The sequence below is a fragment of the Paenibacillus dakarensis genome, from assembly GCF_001373415.1.
GTDB lineage: Bacteria > Bacillota > Bacilli > Paenibacillales > Paenibacillaceae > Paenibacillus_AQ > Paenibacillus_AQ dakarensis.
In genome coordinates, this window is sequence record NZ_CDSE01000028.1 from 38,112 (window position 1) to 58,130 (window position 20,019).

Below are 20,019 nucleotides of genomic sequence, written 5' to 3' on the forward strand. Positions count from 1 at the left end.
TCTACTTTACGATTGGATAGCAAGATGAATTAAAAAACAGAAATAAACCAAGAATAGCGGTGCTAGGGAGCGTATCAGCGTATCCCTGCACCGCTATTTCTTGTTTTTTGGTATATCAATACTTCCTTGAGTAAATTGTGGGCAGGAGAAAGCCCATCCTACCTCAAGATTGCTACGCCAAGAGGCAATCGGGAATTCAGTGTGAATTGACTATCTGCGGTACAAGTAGTTAACCTGCGAGAAACTGGGCACGAAGAACATGAGTGCTTTCCGTACGGTGATTGATTGAATTTGAGCGTTTGGTCAAATGAAGAATAACCGAGGGTTCAGACGGCTCCTGCTCTTTTTATATGAAGGACAGTGCTCTAATTCTTCTCTTAAAATATGGTGCATAGGAAACAGGTTCGCTTGTCATAATAACCTTAGCGAGGGTTGTTAAACCATAAGAGAAAGGTAGAGCGCAGCATGAAAAACATAAAGATTTGGCTAATCATCGGTGTCGTAGTCCTGTTATCGGCAGCGGTCATTTCCCAGACGAAGACTCCGTCAAAGATGACGTCCACAATGGAACAGAATCCAATCAGCGAAGAAGTCATACCGACCTTTAGCCAGGCTATTTTGAAATTTGGATCCACGGGTGACGATGTTTATGAGCTTCAAGGGCGCTTGAAGTTTTTGGGGTTTTATCATGGAAAGATTGATAGTGTATTCGGATCAAAGACTCGTGCCTCCGTCAAATGGTTTCAATCTGAGTTCGGTATGAAGGTGGATGGCATTGTTGGACCTAAAGTGAAACTCAGGCTGTATAATGCGACCAAAGATTGGCGTCCAACGGAGCCGAAGCAGCCTGTAGGCGAAACAAGCAATAGAGGAAATGCTAATACCGGTAAGAAAGAGGGAGCTAAGCTCTCTTCAGCAAATGCGATGGGACTGTCAGACAACGATTTAAAAATTATGGCTAACGCGGTTTATGGAGAAGCCCGGGGCGAACCTTTTGAAGGACAGGTAGCCGTTGCTGCTGTTATTCTAAACCGTGTTAAATCAACGAGCTTTCCGAATACACCATCCGGGGTAATCTTCCAGCCGCGTGCCTTTACGGCGGTAGCGGATGGGCAAATTTGGCTTGAACCTAACGAGACGGCCAAGAAAGCGGTGCTTCAAGCATTAAACGGATGGGATCCGACAGGCGGATGTCTCTATTACTTTAATCCAAGAACAGCTACCTCGCCATGGATCTGGACCCGACCTCAGGTTAAAACAATAGGACAGCATATCTTCTGTATGTAATGCCTTGCTGGAAGCAATCGAGGGTTTGTCTTCGGTTGCTTCTTCACTTTGCGATGGGTTAGAATGGAATTGAAATAATCCTGGAGTACCATCAATTCAGCTGGTAAGGGAGTTTTGAACCTTGACGACAAATACGGGATTTCAACACGGTTCGGCTGGCGGCATCCGGATTCATGTGCTGCCGACAAAACGTTTTAAAACTTTTGCTATTTCCTTGTATGCCGGAAGTCCGTTGAAAGAAGAGACAGTGACGACAACGGCATTAACTCCGTTTGTACTCCGTAGAGGTACTGTCTCCTATCCGGAGACCAGAGCTTTTCGGGAAAGGCTTGAACAGCTTTATGGGGCTGGTTTCGGATTCGATGTTTATAAACGCGGAGATCACCAAATCGTCCATTTTCGGATGGATACGATTAACGATTCATTTGTTAAAAGCTCTGAGAGTTTGCTCGGCTCGTCTTTCGCTTTTTTGGGAGAGGCTTTGACTGCGCCGGCTCTGGAGAATGGTGTATTTCGGGCTTCCTATGTTCAGACAGAGCGGGACACAGTACGTAAAAAGCTTGAAGCCATTGTGAATGACAAGATCAGATATGCGGCAGAACGCTGTATTGAGGTAATGTGCAGAAATGAGCCATACCGTCTGCACCCTTTAGGACAGCGTAAGGATTTGGATGGGATAACAGCTGAAAGTCTTTATGAAGCATATCGTAAATGGATGGACGAAGCTGTGTTTGATCTTTACGTGGTGGGCGATACCTCTATTGAGGAAGTACAGAAGCTTGTAGAAGAGCATTTCACCATGAATCGGACTACGGCATCAGAATACACCGCGTCTGTTGTTCGTTCTGATCCTGGTGAGCCTCAGACGGTTGTTGAGAAGCTGGATATTAATCAAGGGAAGCTGAACCTTGGGCTTCGAAGCAAGATTACGTACAGCGATAATGATTATGCTGCAGCGTTAATGTATAACGGTATCCTTGGGGGATATCCACATTCCAAGCTGTTTGTTAATGTACGGGAGAAGGAGAGCTTGGCCTACTATGCTTCTTCTCGATATGACGGCCATAAAGGGATCGCCACGATTCAGTCGGGAATTGAAATTCAGAATTATGAAAAAGCGGTCGAGATTATTCGAAAGCAGCTTGATGATATGGCAAAAGGTGTAATTTCAGAGATGGAAATGACTCAGACGAAGGCCATGATCCGAAATGTGGTCAAGGAAATTCAGGATTCCGCTTTTGAGTTAATCGCTTATGATTTTAACCGTGTCCTGTCAGGTAAGGAGCGCACGGCTGAGGAACTTCTGGACCAGGTGGGGAATGTTTCAGTTGATGATGTTGTACGCGCTGCCTCCGCTTTTTCGCTGGATACGATTTATTTCCTGAAGGGCCAAAAGGAGGAATAGCCGGTGCAAAGCATTCATTATGAAAATCTGCAAGAAACCTTGTATTATGAAGTGCTGGAAAACGGGCTGCATGTGTATGTCCTGCCTAAACCAGGATTTCAGAAAACATACGCCACCTTTGCCACCAAATATGGATCTGTAGACAATCATTTTCAGGTTGAGGGCAAGCCTGAAGTGAGAGTTCCTGATGGCATTGCACATTTTCTGGAACATAAAATGTTTGAGGAGCAGGAAGGGGACGTGTTTACAAAGTTTGCTTCCAAGGGAGCCTCTGCTAACGCATTCACGAGTTTTGACCAGACGGTATACCTGTTCTCTGCAACAGAAAGCATCATGGATAATTTGGAGACCCTCATTGATTTTGTTCAGAATCCTTATTTCACAGATCAGAACGTAGAGAAGGAAAAGGGCATTATTGGGCAGGAAATCAATATGTATCAAGATAATCCGGATTGGCGTGTATACTTTGGTCTGATCGAAGCGATGTATAAAATTCATCCGGTGCACATTGATATTGCAGGGACGGTCGAGTCGATCGGAACCATAACAAAAGAAGACCTATACACTTGTTATAATGCCTTCTATCACCCAAGCAACATGCTCCTGTTTGTTGTTGGCGGTGTAGACCCTGAAGCAACGATAGCGATGGTTAGGGAGAATCAGGCCCGTAAAACATATGAAAAGCAGGGGACGATCGATCGTATATTCGATCCTGAGCCGCAGGAGGTTGCACAGAAGCAGAAGGTATGCCGGCTTGCTGTTTCCTTGCCAAAATGTCTTTTTGGCTTTAAAGAGAAGGAAGTTGGCCTTACACCGGAGGATCAGCTCCGCCGTGATTTGACGACCAAACTGATGCTGGATCTGTTATTCGGTTCAAGCACAGAGCTTTATCAGAAGCTGTATGATGAGGACTTAATTTCCGACAGCTTTTCCCATGAGTTCAACAGCTCACCACAATACGCCTTCTCTGCTGCTGGTGGCGACACGAAGGACCCTGAACAACTCCTGGCCCGTATTCGTGAAGAGGTAGATCGGTTGAAGGAAAGCGGGTTTGATTCTGCTGATTTCGAACGGGCCCGGAAAAAGAAGATGGGTGGGTACTTGCGGATGCTCAATTCCCCGGAGAACATTGCGCATGAGTTTACACGCTATCAGTTCAGAGGAAGCAACCTTTTCTCCGTTCTGCCTGTGTACGAGTCGATCACATTGGAAGATGTTAACCGGAGATTGCAGGAGCATGTGGATTGGAATCAGATGTCAGTGTCCCTGGTGTTAAGCCCTGAATGAACGGTTTAGTGGGAGAGGAACAGAAACCGATCGGGGAAATGACCGTTCTGATCACGGGGGCCAGCAGAGGCATTGGGGCGGCTATAGCCGAGCGTTTTGCTGCGGTAGGTATGAATGTCATCATCCATTACATGCGCTCTCATGAAGCCGCTAATGAAGTAGCACGGCGCTGCATAAGCTTAGGTGCTAAGGTGATGACCGTTGCTGCAGATTTGAAGGATAAGGAACAAGTGCTGCGAATGCAGGAGAAGCTCCGGAAACATGGAATGGAGCCGGATATATTGGTTAACAATGCCGGGGTGTCCCATTACGGTCTTCTCTCGGATGTGACGGAAGAGGAATGGGATACGGTCATGTCGATCAATCTGAAGGGGACATTTCTGTGCACACAAGCCTTTATGGGGCGGATGATTTCACAGAAGTATGGACGAATCATCAATGTTTCTTCGGTATGGGGAATCTCGGGCGCCTCCTGTGAAGTGCTTTACTCAGCCAGTAAGGGCGGGGTCAATGCATTCACGAAAGCATTGGCCAAGGAGCTTGCTCCTTCGGGTGTAACGGTAAATGCCGTAGCTCCGGGTGCCGTTGACACTTCCATGCTCAGTCATTTGGAAGCTGATGAAATTCATATGCTGGAGGAAGAGATACCTGTCGGTCGTCTTGCCCATCCCGATGAAATTTCTTCACTTGTTTACTTTTTGGCATTACCGGAGTCTGGCTATATCACAGGACAGGTAATTAGTCCGAATGGCGGATGGGTGACTTAAGCTGCTTGGAATATGGGAGGTATTTTTCACCACTCATAGCGATGGAGGTAAGGGGACATATTATTATTGTTCATCTTACATCTCAATTGCCAACAAGCAGAGGAGGATTTATCATGCCATCCGTACTCAAGAATTTCGATTCATGGAAAAAGTTCCTTGGTGAGCGCGTTGTTCAAGCTGAAAAAGCCGGGATGAAGGAAGACACAATTTCCCAGCTGGCATATGAAATCGGTGAATTTCTGGATGAGAAAGTTGATCCTCAGAATTCTTCAAACCGAGCACTGAAAGAGCTCTGGGATGTAGGTAATGAGGAAGAACGCCGCGTAATCGCAAGACTTATGGTGAAATTGGCTAAATCGAACGTATAGCTAAGCTGCAGCCCCCTAACCAGGGGGCTTTTTACGCGAATGGTTACAGACTTGCCCTTGCCTTTCATTTTCATTTTATATATCATTAACGTGACCCAATTAATTAATCTTTTATTTGCATTATCCTGATTGGAAAATGATGCCGAAGATTAATGGAATCGAAGTTCGGATGAGGTGCTTGTGTGGAAGCGAAACAATGGTACATGGAGTATAAGATACATAAGAACCGTCCTGGATTGCTCGGAGATATTGCATCTATGCTGGGTATGATGGAAGTGAATATTTTAACCATCAATGGTGTAGAGGGCAGGACGAGAGGTATGCTCCTTGAAACAAATGATGAAGAGAAAATTACGTTAATGGGCAGAATGTTAAATAAAGTCGAGAATATCACCGTCACGGCGTTAAGACCGCCCAAGCTGGTTGATATTTTGGCTGTCCGTCATGGAAGGTATATTGACAGGGATTCTGATGACCATAAAACTTTTCGCTTTACTCGTGATGAGTTAGGTTTACTTGTTGATTTTTTAGGTGAATTGTTCAAAAGAGAAGGTAATCAGGTCATTGGTCTTCGCGGGATGCCGCGAGTCGGGAAGACCGAGTCGATTATTGCCGGAAGTGTGTGTGCCATGAAACGGTGGACATTTGTTTCTTCGACGCTGCTGAGACAGACCATTCGCAGTCAGCTGTCAGAGGATGAAATGAATCCATCGAATGTTTTCATTATTGACGGAATTGTGAGCACGATTCGTTCTAACGAGAAGCACTATCAGCTGCTTCAGGACATTATGTCCATGAATAGCACGAAAGTGATAGAGCATCCGGATATTTTTGTGCGGGAATCCGAATACTCATATGATGATTTTGATATTTTGATCGAACTACGAAACAATCCGGGTGAAGAAATCGTTTATGATACATTCACCGGTTCGTATAATGAGGATTTGTAAATGACCGCAGAAATTCCAAGAGGAGGTGATGGTATGTCCGAGCTGGGACAACAATTGAGAGAGGCTCGTCTACAGAAGGGAATGAGTCTGGATGACGTGCAGGAAGTTACAAAAATACGCAAACGCTACTTAGAAGCCATCGAGGCTGGGGACTATAAGGTGCTTCCAGGCAGCTTTTATGTCCGGGCATTCATCAAAACCTACGCGGAAGCGGTAGGAATAAATCCGGATGAGCTGCTGGAGGGACATAAGCAGGATGTTCCGAAGCCTGAACCGGCTGAAGCAACAATGGAGCCTGTTATGCAAAAGCGTTCTTCAAGAGCATCTTCTGACCGGTCAATCAGCTGGCTTCCGACAGCATTAATGTGGACATTTCCAATTCTGATTATCGCTGTTATTTATATCTATGCTTCTCAATCCAATTCCGATGTGCCTGACAAGGTACCGCCGGTTACACAGACGGATCCTTCGGATCAAGGAGAAGCCGGAGGCGATACCCCGGTACCGAATCCAGGAGGAGCTCAGGGTGACGGCGGTTCAAGCGAAGGAACCGAGGCCGATCCAGGCACGGAAGCAGATCTTTCTGAGAAACCGGACGGCGAGGAGCAGGATCCTGAAGAAGAGAATAAGCCAGACGATCAGCCAGGGCAAGTAACGGTTACAGAGGATCGCAAGGAAGGCAAGAACGTTGTCTTTAAAGTAGCAGCTTCCGGAAATACACCTGTAAAAGTTGAGATTAAAGCTTCAGGACAAAGTTGGGTTGAGGTATACCGTGGTTATAACTCAACTGGAGAAAAGCTTTCCTTCGGCATGATGAATGAGGGTGACTCTGTGAGCTTTGATCTGGATGAACAAGGCATGTATGTAAAGTCCGGATATTCCCCGGCAACGGTTATTACAGTTGGCGGACAGACGGTTACAGATGGAAAAACATCTTCGCGTCTGTTGTTTGAGCCTGCAACTGCAGAAGATTCAGCAGCTGATGGCACCGAAGGTACAGGAACTGAAGTTGAATAATTTCTTCCATATATGGAGAAATTAAATAGCGGTGTGCTGTTTTGGCACACCGCTATTTATATTTTTCACTGGAAAAGAAATGAGACATTTCAGTGAGCTTAACGGTATGATGAGGACATTAGACTTCTACCGGATTTATAACTTATAATGGAGTAGACATATTGCATGAAAGGAAGGTATGACCATGAGTTCTGAAAGTTCATTTGATATCGTGTCCAAGATGGACATGCAGGAGTTAAACAATGCAATTAACCAAGCAGAACGTGAAATCGAGAACCGCTTCGATTTTAAAGGCAGCAAAAGCAGCCTTAAGCTGGATAAGGACGCATTAGTCATTACATCTGACGATGAATATAAGCTGAACGCGGTAATCGATATTTTGCAATCCAAGATGGTAAAGCGGGGACTTTCCCTGAAGAATGTAGATTATGGTAAGATTGAGCCTGCTTCGCTGGGAACGGTAAGACAACGGCTTTCGCTGAAGCAGGGTATCGATCAGGAGAACGCAAAGAAAATCAACATTTTGATTCGTGATTCCAAGCTCAAGGTAAAGAGCCAGATTCAAGGAGATCAGATTCGCGTGACTGGCAAGAGCAAGAATGATCTTCAGGCCATTATACAGTTGTTACGCAAAGCGGATCTGCCGCTTGATCTGCAGTTCACGAATATGAAGTAGGCTGCAGGCCTCCCTTCGAGCACGAGGAGGAGGTCTTTCACCTTTTGACATGGAACCAGCCTTAATATTATACTGTAATTCGATATTAAATCGCGGTTATGTTCAGGCGGTATGTGCCAGGACCCGATTTACTTAATTATGCTGCTGTACATAAGATTATCAACGTTACACATCTGAGAATTGATTTATGGACCCATATGTCAGATTCGATGATAAAGACACTCCAGAATAGGGAGGCTGCTTCATGAATTTACCCAATCGCATAACGCTGGCCCGAATTTGTTTAATACCCGTTATGATGATTTTTTTGCTGGTGGATTTCGAATTTTATCCAGAGCCGATTGTATGGAATGAATTTATACTGCCGTATAACCAGCTTATCGCTGCGTTAATTTTTATTGTGGCAGCCAGCACGGATGGAATTGATGGTTATCTCGCCCGTAAAAACAACCTTGTAACTAATCTTGGTAAACTTATGGACCCCTTGGCTGATAAATTACTGGTGGCTGCGGTGCTGATCTCTCTGGTAGAGATGGGCAAAGTAGACTCATGGATTGTAGTCGTAATTATTAGCCGTGAATTTGCCGTGACAGGACTGCGTCAAATTGCACTTCTTGACGGAGCGGTTGTGGCAGCAGGCAATTCAGGAAAATTAAAAACAGTAATTCAAATCGTAGCTATTGTAGCTCTGCTTCTAAACAATTTCCCGTTTGTATTCTTTGGAATTCCGTTTGACCAGATTGCGATTTGGGCAGCTGCAGTGATAACGATTTATTCCGGTGCTGAGTATTTTGTGAAAAATAAACACCTGCTCAAGGGCACAGGAGCCTAAAAGCAATAGGAGAAATCCTATTGCTTTTTTCTTCCAATTTTCGAAAGGGTGAAATTGAGTTAAAAATAGATATAACAATTTTGATCTATTTATCAGGAGGTCTTTTGGAATGAAGGCAGAAATTATCGCGGTTGGTACGGAGCTGCTGCTCGGACAAATCGTAAATACAAATGCTCAATATTTATCCAAACAGCTTGCAAGCATGGGGATTGATGTATATTACCAAACCGTCGTTGGCGACAATATGGAACGTATTAAAGAAACACTGAAGCTATCCAGTTCCCGTGCGGATATAATTCTCATTACAGGTGGAATTGGTCCGACACAGGATGATGTTACAAAAGATGCATTGGCAGAATTTATTGGAACATCTCTTCATATTGACCGATTGGCCATGGATAATATCGAGCGGTTTTTCATGGACCGGGGCAAGGAGATGACAGAAAATAACAGACGGCAGGCATTAACTCTGGATGGAGCGACGCCACTGGCAAATGAAACCGGACTAGCAGTAGGGAATGCGATCACACACAATGGCACTCATTATATTATTTTTCCGGGGCCGCCAAGAGAGCTGAAGCCTATGTTTGAACAGGAGGCAAAGCCTTGGTTAATGCAGCATGTGCTTACCGATGAATTGCCGCTTTACTCCAGAATGCTTAAGTTTGCCGGGATCGGTGAGTCTTTGTTGGCTGATCGACTTAATGATCTGATCACGACCCAGGTGGATCCGACAATCGCTCTATATGCAAAAGAAGGGGAAGTAACCGTCCGTATTTCCACCAAGGCTGCGAGCGAAGGAGAGGCCGTAGAGAGACTGGATAAGCTCGAAGAACATATCAAGGGAATGGTTCCGGAGCATATGTATGCCAATGAAGACGTTCCTATTGAAAAGGTCGTTGTTGATATGATGGCTGATCAGGGATGGACGGTCAGTGCGGCTGAAAGCTGTACTGGTGGTCTTGTTATGGAGAGCATCACTTCAATTCCGGGCAGTGCGACGATGCTGCTTGGCGGTATTGTATGCTATACGAATCAGATCAAGCACAAGCTGGTTAATGTGCCGCAGCAGCTCCTGGAAGGCGATGATGCCCCTGGTGCTGTATCACCTGAAGTAGCGGAAGTGCTTGCAGAGCAAATCCGGATGGTGACGGACAGCGACTTCGGATTGTCGGTGACAGGTGTAGCGGGACCGGGATATGCCGAACGAAAGCCGGTAGGGCTTGTTTATATCGGGTTGTCTGAACGCGGTAAAAAAACAGAAGTGCATGAGCTTCATCTGCATGGTGACAGAGAAATGATACGAATTCGTGCGACCAAGGCGCTTCTGTATCGCCTGTGGCTTAAACTGAAAGCGGCTGATGCCCAGTAAGAAATTTACATTCATCTTGAATCGCATCCTGCGGTTAAGTTATAATGAACCTACGGAAGAACCGTGGCATATCCAATGATGTAGCCGCGGTTTTTGCTGTTTAAAGAGCATCTGCGGTTATAACCGGGGAGGTAAGACTCTGTAAAAAAAACGAATGTATGTTCGAAAAAATGCTTGGCAAACACATTAAAACAAGGTATTATTAATCTATCAACAATTGAAGGGTTGTGGAAGAATTGTCAGATCGTCGTGCTGCGCTTGATATGGCGCTTCGCCAGATAGAGAAACAGTTCGGTAAAGGTTCAATTATGAAGTTGGGTGAATCAACCCATATGCAAGTGGAAATCGTGCCTAGCGGATCATTGGCATTGGACATAGCATTAGGAACAGGCGGTCTCCCTAAAGGCCGGATCATCGAAGTTTATGGACCTGAATCCTCAGGTAAGACAACAGTGGCACTTCACGCTGTCGCTGAAGTACAAAAGGTTGGTGGACAGGCTGCTTTTATCGACGCCGAGCATGCTCTGGATCCAGCTTATGCTAGTAAATTAGGTGTGAACATCGATGAACTTCTGTTGTCTCAGCCAGATACAGGTGAACAAGCTCTTGAAATCGCAGAAGCCTTGGTACGCAGCGGTGCTGTCGATATTATTGTAATTGACTCGGTAGCGGCACTTGTTCCGAAAGCAGAGATCGAAGGTGACATGGGTGACTCTCATGTGGGTCTCCAAGCCCGTTTGATGTCGCAAGCTCTTCGTAAACTGTCTGGAGCAATCAGCAAATCGAAGACGATTGCCATATTCATCAATCAGCTTCGCGAGAAGGTCGGCGTTATGTTTGGTAATCCTGAAACGACGCCGGGCGGACGTGCATTAAAGTTCTATTCCACCGTTCGTTTGGATGTCCGTCGTGTTGAAAGTATAAAAATGGGCAATGATATAGTGGGTAACCGGACACGTGTTAAAGTTGTGAAGAATAAGGTTGCTCCTCCGTTTAAACAAGCTGAGATTGATATTATGTATGGTGAAGGCATTTCGAAAGAAGGAAGCCTTATTGATATCGGTACAGAACTTGATATTGTAGATAAGAGCGGTGCATGGTATTCCTATAGTGGTGAGAGACTGGGACAAGGGCGTGAAAATGCGAAGCAATTCCTGAAAGAGAATCCAGCAATTGCCGATGTTATTGAGCAAAAAATCCGTGAAGCGAGCAATCTGACTACAGTTGTTCCTGAGCCTAGCGAAACTGATAAGGCGAAGGAACAACAGGAAGAACAAGAATTGTTTAAAGTTGAATAGAACACCTGGAATATAGGGTGTCTTAATAAGACCGTTTGGTGGCTTTAAACCCCGAACGGTCTTATTTACAATGGAGACTGAGCCGCTTATATTTTATGTCGTTACGGCTGTATCAGGAGGATAACGATGGATATACAAGATAAACATCAAGAAGTATCACAGGAAGAAGGGTCAAACAGTGTCTCTCATTTTCCGAATGACGAGGATCTAGTGATTACCTCCGTTGAGATGCTGCGTAAGCCAAAACATCGCTATCTGATCCGGTTCGGGCCCTACTCTATGACCGTTCATGAAGACGTTATGATTAAATATCGGATGATGAAGGGCAGTATGTTCCGTAAGGAAGAGCTTGAGGATATTGTGGTAGCTGATGAACGACAGCGAGCTTATGTGGAGGCAATTCGATTTCTCGAACGAAAGCCCCGGACAACACAAGAGATTGCACAGCGCCTTCATCAAAAAGGCTTGACAGCAGATGGAATTGAGAAGACGATCATGCGTTTAGAGCAGGAACGTTTAGTCGATGATGAACTGTATGCCAAGCAGTGGGCGCAGCAGCGCATTACAAGACAAAAGAAAGGCCGGATGTGGGTCCGACAGGAACTGCGTCAGAAAGGAATTGAGACAGAATTGATCGCAGAAGCTCTTCATGAAGTTAGTGAAGAGGATGAACTGGAAAGTGCTTATGTAATTGGACAGAAAAAATGGCAGCAGACTAAAGGTGAAGTATTAGACCGCAAGCGTAAGACAGGAGCTTTTTTAATGCGGCGGGGCTTTACGGGTGAGCAGGTTCGCAAAGTAATCAATAGACTCATTGCTGAAAATAGTGAAGATCACGAATCTCTTGAGGAACCGGAAGAGTTTGAATAAGCACCCAAATGGGTTTTAGTGGCATTATTGAGGGAGCTTTAGGTGAAGATGGCGATTAACTGGTGCTTTCCCTTGACAATATCTTTTCATAAATACTAAAATGAAAATGAATCTTTATCATGTACAGGTGCCTTTTTCCTTCCAAAAAAGTTACTTTTATGAAAGATTCAATGATTCGCCAATTCATAGTGAAATGTTCTCTGCCGGTTTCGGTGGACATGCAAAGGTTAAACCCTTATGCAGTGTTAACGGCAGAATAAGCAGCCGGAATTTTATGTATGAATGAAGCTAGTGTGACATGACAATTGAAAAATTCCCAAGGAATGCCTTGGAGGAACCAACGAGGAGGTGAACAGATGGAACCCTGGATCTGGATCATAATCGTTCTCTTCGTTGCCGCTATATTCTTTGGGTTCGGTTATTTTATTCGCAAAAACCTTGCTGAAGCTAAAATTTCCAGCGCAGAGCATGCCGCAGTCCAAATCGTGGAAAACGCGAAGAAGGAAGCGGAAGCGCTGAAGAAAGAAACGGTTCTCGAAGCTAAGGATGAAGTCCATAAAATTCGAGCCGAAGCTGACAAAGACACTCGCGAACGTCGGAATGAAATTCAACGACAAGAACGCAGATTGTTGCAAAAGGAAGAATCGCTGGATAAAAAATTGGAATCTTTGGAACGTAAAGAAGAACAAGTGGCGAACAAAGAGAAACGAATTGAAGAAACTCAACAGCAGATTGATTTAATTTACAAAAACCAGGTTACAGAACTGGAGCGTATCTCCAATCTGACGATGGAAGATGCGAGAAGCATTATCTTAAGTAACGTAGAGCAGGAAGTTCGCCATGAAACTGCACAGATGATCAAAGAGCTTGAACAACAAGCTAAGGAAGAGGCAGATAAGAAATCACGTGAGATTATTACGCTTGCCATCCAGCGTTGTGCAGCTGATCACGTTGCAGAAACGACGGTTTCCGTCGTTACACTGCCGAATGAAGAAATGAAGGGCCGGATTATCGGTCGTGAAGGACGTAACATTCGTGCGCTTGAAACCCTTACAGGGATTGACCTCATTATTGATGATACTCCTGAAGCAGTTATTCTGTCAGGCTTCGATCCGATTCGCCGGGAAATTGCTCGTACAGCACTTGAAAAATTGGTGGCTGACGGCCGGATTCATCCGGCTCGTATCGAAGAAATGGTAGAGAAATCCCGCAAGGATGTAGATGACCGGATTCGTGAATACGGAGAGCAAGCAACCTTCGAGGTTGGTGTTCATGGTTTGCATCCGGACCTGATCAAGATTTTAGGTCGTCTGAAGTTCCGTACGAGCTATGGACAAAATGTGCTGAAGCACTCGATGGAAGTAGCTTATCTGGCTGGTCTGATGGCCGGAGAACTGGGCGAAGACATCACATTGGCGAAACGTGCCGGGCTGTTGCATGACATCGGTAAAGCGCTGGATCATGAAGTGGAAGGTTCGCACGTTGAAATCGGCGTGGAGCTGGCGAAAAAGTACAAGGAACATCCGGTGGTTATCAACAGCATCGCTTCCCACCACGGAGATTGCGAAGCAACTTCAGTTATTGCTATGCTGGTCGGTGCGGCTGACGCATTGTCTGCAGCAAGACCTGGAGCTCGCAGAGAAACTCTTGAGACATATATCAAACGTCTTGAGAAGCTGGAAGCGATCACCGAATCGTTTGAAGGTGTTGAGAAGTCTTACGCTATTCAAGCCGGACGCGAAGTCCGTGTTATGGTACAACCTGATAAGATCGATGATGCCGAGGCTTTCCGCTTGGCACGTGATATTACCAAAACCATTGAGAATGAACTGGACTATCCTGGTCATATCAAAGTCACTGTCATCCGTGAAACGAGAGCGGTTGATTACGCAAAATAATGTCCCAGATAAAAAGTGGCCGCTTCTAGGCCACTTTTTATCTTTTATATGTGAATCGATAAACGGATTCGAGAATTATTGACGATTAGAGGAGTGGATTGGCATCAACGTATTATTCATAGGCGATATTGTTGGCAGCACAGGCAGAAAGGCTCTTAAAGCATCTTTGCCTGAATTAAAGTCCAAGTATAACCCGCATATTATCATTGCAAATGGTGAAAATGCGGCATCCGGGCGAGGAATTACATCAGCGATAGCTAATGAGTTCTTTAATTGGGGAATTCACGGGATAACAATGGGGAATCACACATGGGATAACCGTGATATTTTTGAATTTATAGATCATGAGCCGAGAATGGTCAGACCAGCGAATTATCCTCCGGGCACTCCGGGACTTGGTTCCACTCTTATTAAGGCAAATGGTAAGGAGCTTGCGATCGTCAATTTGATGGGGCGGACTTTCCTTCCTGCGATTGATTGCCCGTTCCGGGCGGCAGATGAGATCGTGGATGAACTCCGAAGAAAGCATAAGCATATCCTGGTTGATTTTCATGCTGAAGCTACATCGGAGAAAATTGCGATGGGATGGCATTTGGATGGACGTGCATCCATTGTGGTGGGAACACACACCCATGTACAGAGCAATGATGATACGATTTTACCGAATGGGACTGCTTATTTAACAGATACCGGAATGGTCGGCTCCAAGGAAGGGATATTGGGTATGCAGCGAGATGCTGTGTTATACAAGTTTAAAACACAACTCCCGGCCCGGTTCCAGGTGGATGAAGGTAAGTGGCACTTCCATGCCGTATATGTGCAGCTGGATGATACAACGGGAAAGGCGAAGAAAATAGAAAAGATTCGCCTGTATGAAGATGAGTGGCGGATGGATTGAAAAATGGCGGAGCGGTTTAAGTGATATAAGAGGAATCTGGAAAAAAAGAGGAATTAATTTGCCGCTCGCGAATAAAATCAAGTAACGGGAGCAAACCATCACTCAACATTCCCAGGGGAGGTACTTACCATGGAAGTATTAAAAGTTTCAGCAAAATCCAATCCAAACTCAGTTGCAGGTGCACTGGCAGGAGTTCTCCGTGAACGTGGCGGAGCAGAGCTGCAAGCAATTGGAGCGGGTGCACTGAACCAGGCTGTGAAGGCAGTAGCCATTGCCCGGGGATTTGTAGCGCCAAGCGGGGTAGATTTGATCTGCATCCCTGCTTTTACGGATATTGTGATTGATGGCGAAGACCGGACGGCGATAAAGCTAATCGTAGAACCTAGATAATGACGGAATGTTGAGGATGAGCCTGTTTACCGAACCGTGTAAACAGGCTTTTTGCCATGTAATGATGAGAGGAGAGTCAACGATGAAGATTGTAGATTTTCATTGTGATGCTTTAAGTAAACTCTGGGAAGATTCAAAGCTGTCCTTTGAGCAAAGTACAGAGCTTGATGTGACACTTCAGTCAATGAATAAAGGGAAAGTTGGCCTTCAGGTGTTTGCAATATTTTTATCTGAGCAGTATGGGCGTGCTTCGTTTGAAAGAGTGATGGCTCAAATCGACATATTCCGTTCCCGGTTAATACATACAGGACATCTGGAGTGGCTCAAGTGGAGTAATCAGGTTGAAGATGTACGGAACGGGGAGAAACGTTGGGGGCTTATATCCCTTGAAGGAATGGACGGTCTTGAGGGGAATCTCCATTATGTTCGACTCTGCTATGAGCTCGGGGTGAGATTTATGGGGCTGACCTGGAATCATGCGAACTGGGCTGCTGATGGAGTTATGGAAAAGCGGGGAGGCGGACTGACCAATCAGGGGCGCAGTGCAATCCAGCTGTGCAATGAACTCGGCATTCTGCTCGATGTATCCCATTTATCAGTTGCGGGATTTTGGGAGTTGGCTGAGCTTACAACGAAGCCTCTCATCGCATCCCATTCGAATGTGTTTGAAGTGTGCCCGCATCCCCGCAACTTAAACGATGAACAGATCCGAGCCATTATTGCTATGGATGGACGTATAGGGCTTACGTTCGTACCGTGGTTTATTAAGAGGGATACACATCCTGTTAAACCTGAGGACCTGCTGCCGCATATTGAACGGATTTGCACGCTTGGTGGAGCAGAGCATTTGATGTTTGGGTCTGATTTTGACGGAATCGATGAGTGGGTAGAAGGTCTGGAGAATCCCGGGAGGTATCAGGCCTTTACAGAAATGCTGTTAAAATATTACCCTGAACAACTGGTTCGGGGATGGATGTCTGGAAACGCCCTGGATTTTCTGGGTGAGCATCTGCCTGAACAGCCGGATAAGCAGAAAATATAGCTTGCTATTTTAGCATTATATCGATAAACTTTATCGTGTTTTTACAGATCGAAGATAATGTTATATTATGATTTAAATATTATTGAATGATTACTATAATCAGATGTTTTGATATAAAAGGAGTGGAGAGCTTGATCAATCAATTATCTTGGAAAATCGGGGGTCAGCAAGGAGAAGGGGTGGAGAGCACTGACCGTATCTTTTCAACAGCTTTAAACAGGCTGGGTTATTATCTATACGGTTATCGGCATTTCTCTTCCCGAATTAAAGGCGGCCATACCAATAATAAAATTCGTATCAGTACACAGCCGATTCGGTCTATTGCTGATGACTTGGATATACTTGTGGCATTTGATCAGGAGAGTATAGAACTAAATGCTCATGAACTGCGTGCAGGAGGAGTCGTTGTAGCGGATGCGAAGTTTAATCCGGTTGTTCCTGAGGGCTCGGCGATCCGCTTGTTCCCTGTTCCGATTACGGCAATCGCGGAGGAACTTGGAACTTCCTTGATGAAAAACATGGTTGCATCCGGTGCATCATGGGCGCTTCTTGGACTCCCTCTCGATGTTTTCAATCGTGCTGTGGAAGAAGAATTCGGTCGTAAAGGTGCCGCGGTTGTGGAGAAGAATCTCGAAGCGGTCAAACGCGGAGCTGAATATGTTCTTGAATTGGCAGGGGGCCCGCTGGACGAATTTAAGCTTATGCCGGCTGATGGCAAGCAAAAGCTGTTTATGATCGGGAACGATGCAATCGGGCTTGGCGCGGTGGCGGCGGGCTGCAGATTAATGAGCGCTTATCCGATTACTCCTGCTTCTGAAATTATGGAATATTTAATTAAGAAGCTGCCTAAATTTGGCGGCACTGTTGTACAGACAGAGGATGAGATCGCTGCCGTAACGATGGCTATCGGTGCTAACTATGCAGGTGTTCGTACCATGACAGCTTCAGCGGGGCCTGGGTTATCTCTTATGATGGAAGCCATTGGTCTTGCAGGAATGACAGAGACGCCGGTCGTCATTGTGGATACACAGCGCGGGGGCCCAAGTACAGGCCTTCCGACCAAGCAAGAGCAGAGCGATATTAACGCTATGATTCACGGAACTCACGGGGAAATTCCGAAAATTGTACTTGCACCAAGCACCCTTGAGGAATGCTTCTATGATACCATCGAGGCTTTTAATTTGTCAGAGAAGTATCAGGTACCGGTGATTGTTGTAACGGATCTGCAGTTATCACTTGGCAAGCAGTCCTGTGAGCCGCTGGATTATAACCGTATCGTTATTGATCGCGGAAATCTTGTAACGGATGTACCGGACCAAGAAGATAAGGCTTTGTTCAAAAGATATGAATTTACGGAAAGCGGCGTATCACCTCGTGTGCTTCCAGGCGTTAAGAATGGAATTCATCATGTTACGGGCGTGGAGCATGATGAAACAGGCCGTCCATCGGAGTCCGCAGATAACCGTAAGAAGATGATGGATAAGCGTCTGGGCAAATTGAGTCAAGTCGTTGTGACAAATCCGATTCTTGCCGATGCACCTTATGAAACACCAGATCTTCTAATCATCGGAATGGGGTCTACCGGAGGAACGATTGATCAGGCTCGTGAAGAGCTTGAAAAGGATGGAATCAGCACGAATCATGTAACGGTCCGCCTGCTGCATCCATTCCCAGATGAAGAGATCAAGCCTTATATTGAGTCTGCAAGACAGGTTGTTGTGGTTGAGAACAATGCTACAGCACAGCTTGCTAATCTTGTGAAGCTGTATACAGGCAGCGGTGAGAAAGTGCGCAGTGTGCTTAAATACGACGGGAATCCGTTCTTACCGTCTATTATTTATAACGAATGCAAAAGTATTTGCGTTGACAGCAAGGAGCTGGTATAAAGATGGCTACGTTTAAAGATTTTCGAAACAATGTCAAACCGAACTGGTGTCCCGGTTGCGGCGACTTCTCTATACAGGCAGCTATTCAGCGTGCAGCGGCCAATCGTGGACTGGAACCCGAACAGCTGGCTGTTATCTCGGGTATTGGCTGTTCTGGCCGAATATCCGGTTATATTCAAGCTTACGGACTTCATGGTATACATGGACGAGCCCTGCCAATCGCACAGGGAGTAAAGCTGGCTAACCGTGATTTGACGGTTATTGCTTCAGGTGGAGATGGTGACGGCTTCGCAATTGGTATGGGACATACGATTCATGCCATTCGCAGAAACATCAACATCACTTATGTGGTGATGGATAACCAGATCTACGGTTTGACGAAGGGACAGACTTCTCCGCGAAGTGCAGAAGGTTTTGTGACGAAGAGTACACCGGAAGGGGCGATTGAGTCAACGCTGTCTCCGCTGGAGCTCGCGCTATCGGCAGGAGCAACTTTTGTCGCACAGTCCTTCTCCAGTGATATTAAGCAGCTGACTGCTTTAATCGAGGAAGGAATTAAACATGAAGGCTTCTCAATCATAAACGTATTCAGCCCTTGTGTTACCTTCAATAAAGTGAACACATATGAGTGGTTCAAAGAAAACATTGTTAGTTTGGACAGCTTCCCGGAATACGATTCCACAAACCGGATTAGTGCTATGACGAAGCTGATGGAGACAAATGGCCTCGTTACGGGGTTAATTTATCAGGATAAGAGCCGCAAGTGTTACGAAGACCAAATTTCCGGGTTCCGGGATACGCCGCTTGCGCATCAGGAACTTCAAATAACCGAAGAACAGTTTGACAATCTTGTAGCAGAATTCAAATAATCTGACTAAAGGCAGGCGGAGAAAACCGCTATGCCTTTTTATTTTTGGGTAATAGGGAGTATAATAGAAGTTGGCATGTACAGCTTATAGAGAATACAAGGAGTGAGACATATGAGTAAAACTGTACCTGTGGGTGTATCAGCCCGCCATATTCATTTAACTCAAGAGCATATTGAAGCATTGTTTGGAGCAGGTTATCAATTGACTGAGTTCAAACCATTGTCCCAGCCAGGACAATTCGCAGCTAACGAGACCGTTGCTGTAATCGGTCCAAAAGGACAATTCGATAAAGTTAGAATTTTGGGACCTGCACGTCCAGCTTCCCAGCTGGAGATTTCCCGTACGGATTCTTTTGCTATTGGCATTAAGGCACCTGTTCGCGAATCCGGAAACATCGAAGGAACACCAGGTGTTACAATCAAAGGCCCTGCTGGCGAAGTAACAGTGGATAAAGGAGTTATTGTGGCAGCTCGTCACATTCACTTCCATACATCCGATGCTGAGAAATGGGGCATTCAAGATAAGCAAATGCTGAAAGTACGTCTGGGCGGAGAGCGCGGATTAGTGCTTGAGAATGTCATTGCACGTGTATCCGATAACTTTGCACTAGATATGCATATTGATACAGACGAAGCGAATGCAGCTGGAGCTAAAACAGGGGATACTGCAGAAATCGTTGATTAATTAAGGATTCGGGCATTTTGAGAAAATGCTGATTCATCAAGAGCCAGTCACTGATCATATCGGTGGCTGGCTTTTTTCTATACTTGTAGAATGGCTAAAATAGGGTCAATCGGTTGATAGTAGCCTATGATAACAGATCATGATATAATTACTGGCAGTGCCTAAACGGCAGGTTCCATGCTTTAAGCATGGATTTATAGCGGATTTAAGGAGTGACCGAACG

General features: G+C 45.5%; 19 protein-coding genes. All 19 read left to right on the top strand.

Annotated elements, in window-relative coordinates; genetic code table 11:
• The first annotated feature begins 465 nt into the window (after positions 1 to 465).
• Positions 466 to 1,287 carry a spore cortex-lytic enzyme gene (gene sleB / locus BN1234_RS07965; protein ID WP_054956133.1) on the top strand — a complete coding sequence of 274 codons (822 nt, stop codon included), beginning with the start codon at positions 466 to 468 and terminating at the stop codon, positions 1,285 to 1,287.
• Positions 1,288 to 1,408: 121 nt separating this feature from the next.
• Positions 1,409 to 2,692, top strand: a complete 1,284-nt coding sequence (gene yfmF / locus BN1234_RS07970) for an EF-P 5-aminopentanol modification-associated protein YfmF (protein ID WP_054956134.1) — start codon at positions 1,409 to 1,411, stop codon at positions 2,690 to 2,692.
• A 3-nt stretch (positions 2,693 to 2,695) separates the two neighbouring features.
• The gene (gene yfmH / locus BN1234_RS07975; protein ID WP_054956135.1) at positions 2,696 to 3,979 is read left to right on the top strand and encodes an EF-P 5-aminopentanol modification-associated protein YfmH; all 1,284 of its coding nucleotides are present in this window, start codon (positions 2,696 to 2,698) and stop codon (positions 3,977 to 3,979) included.
• On the top strand, positions 3,976 to 4,746 hold the full coding sequence (gene ymfI, locus BN1234_RS07980; protein WP_054956136.1) for an elongation factor P 5-aminopentanone reductase: 771 nt from the start codon (positions 3,976 to 3,978) through the stop codon (positions 4,744 to 4,746). Before yfmH ends, ymfI begins: the two co-directional genes overlap by 4 nt.
• A 113-nt stretch (positions 4,747 to 4,859) precedes the next feature.
• On the top strand, positions 4,860 to 5,114 hold the full coding sequence (locus tag BN1234_RS07985; protein WP_054956137.1) for a DUF3243 domain-containing protein: 255 nt from the start codon (positions 4,860 to 4,862) through the stop codon (positions 5,112 to 5,114).
• A gap of 182 nt (positions 5,115 to 5,296) precedes the next feature.
• Positions 5,297 to 6,064, top strand: a complete 768-nt coding sequence (locus BN1234_RS07990; RefSeq protein WP_054956138.1) for a DUF3388 domain-containing protein — start codon at positions 5,297 to 5,299, stop codon at positions 6,062 to 6,064.
• A gap of 33 nt (positions 6,065 to 6,097) precedes the next feature.
• Positions 6,098 to 7,081 carry a helix-turn-helix domain-containing protein gene (locus BN1234_RS07995; RefSeq protein WP_054956160.1) on the top strand — a complete coding sequence of 328 codons (984 nt, stop codon included), beginning with the start codon at positions 6,098 to 6,100 and terminating at the stop codon, positions 7,079 to 7,081.
• 184 nt (positions 7,082 to 7,265) lie between these two features.
• A complete protein-coding gene (locus tag BN1234_RS08000) occupies positions 7,266 to 7,757 on the top strand; it encodes a YajQ family cyclic di-GMP-binding protein (protein ID WP_054956139.1) in 492 nt (163 codons plus the stop codon).
• 244 nt (positions 7,758 to 8,001) lie between these two features.
• Positions 8,002 to 8,589 (top strand): CDP-diacylglycerol--glycerol-3-phosphate 3-phosphatidyltransferase, encoded by a 588-nt coding sequence (gene pgsA / locus BN1234_RS08005; RefSeq protein ID WP_054956140.1) that lies wholly within the window; start codon positions 8,002 to 8,004, stop codon positions 8,587 to 8,589.
• A gap of 109 nt (positions 8,590 to 8,698) precedes the next feature.
• Positions 8,699 to 9,961: a competence/damage-inducible protein A gene (locus BN1234_RS08010; RefSeq protein WP_054956141.1), complete on the top strand. Its 1,263-nt coding sequence runs from the start codon at positions 8,699 to 8,701 to the stop codon at positions 9,959 to 9,961.
• Positions 9,962 to 10,197: 236 nt separating this feature from the next.
• Positions 10,198 to 11,259 carry a recombinase RecA gene (recA, locus tag BN1234_RS08015; protein ID WP_054956142.1) on the top strand — a complete coding sequence of 354 codons (1,062 nt, stop codon included), beginning with the start codon at positions 10,198 to 10,200 and terminating at the stop codon, positions 11,257 to 11,259.
• A gap of 126 nt (positions 11,260 to 11,385) precedes the next feature.
• The gene (locus BN1234_RS08020; RefSeq protein ID WP_054956143.1) at positions 11,386 to 12,129 is read left to right on the top strand and encodes a regulatory protein RecX; all 744 of its coding nucleotides are present in this window, start codon (positions 11,386 to 11,388) and stop codon (positions 12,127 to 12,129) included.
• 356 nt (positions 12,130 to 12,485) lie between these two features.
• On the top strand, positions 12,486 to 14,027 hold the full coding sequence (rny, locus tag BN1234_RS08025; RefSeq protein WP_054956144.1) for a ribonuclease Y: 1,542 nt from the start codon (positions 12,486 to 12,488) through the stop codon (positions 14,025 to 14,027).
• Between the two features lie 103 nt (positions 14,028 to 14,130).
• On the top strand, positions 14,131 to 14,925 hold the full coding sequence (locus BN1234_RS08030) for a TIGR00282 family metallophosphoesterase (RefSeq protein WP_156337172.1): 795 nt from the start codon (positions 14,131 to 14,133) through the stop codon (positions 14,923 to 14,925).
• Positions 14,926 to 15,054: 129 nt separating this feature from the next.
• Positions 15,055 to 15,315 (top strand): stage V sporulation protein S, encoded by a 261-nt coding sequence (locus tag BN1234_RS08035; RefSeq protein WP_054956146.1) that lies wholly within the window; start codon positions 15,055 to 15,057, stop codon positions 15,313 to 15,315.
• A gap of 82 nt (positions 15,316 to 15,397) precedes the next feature.
• On the top strand, positions 15,398 to 16,357 hold the full coding sequence (locus BN1234_RS08040) for a dipeptidase (RefSeq protein WP_170308008.1): 960 nt from the start codon (positions 15,398 to 15,400) through the stop codon (positions 16,355 to 16,357).
• A gap of 131 nt (positions 16,358 to 16,488) precedes the next feature.
• The gene (locus BN1234_RS08045) at positions 16,489 to 18,243 is read left to right on the top strand and encodes a 2-oxoacid:acceptor oxidoreductase subunit alpha (RefSeq protein ID WP_054956147.1); all 1,755 of its coding nucleotides are present in this window, start codon (positions 16,489 to 16,491) and stop codon (positions 18,241 to 18,243) included.
• Positions 18,244 to 18,245: 2 nt separating this feature from the next.
• Positions 18,246 to 19,112: a 2-oxoacid:ferredoxin oxidoreductase subunit beta gene (locus tag BN1234_RS08050; protein ID WP_054956148.1), complete on the top strand. Its 867-nt coding sequence runs from the start codon at positions 18,246 to 18,248 to the stop codon at positions 19,110 to 19,112.
• A gap of 111 nt (positions 19,113 to 19,223) precedes the next feature.
• The gene (gene pduL / locus BN1234_RS08055; protein WP_054956149.1) at positions 19,224 to 19,796 is read left to right on the top strand and encodes a phosphate propanoyltransferase; all 573 of its coding nucleotides are present in this window, start codon (positions 19,224 to 19,226) and stop codon (positions 19,794 to 19,796) included.
• Positions 19,797 to 20,019 lie beyond the last annotated feature (223 nt).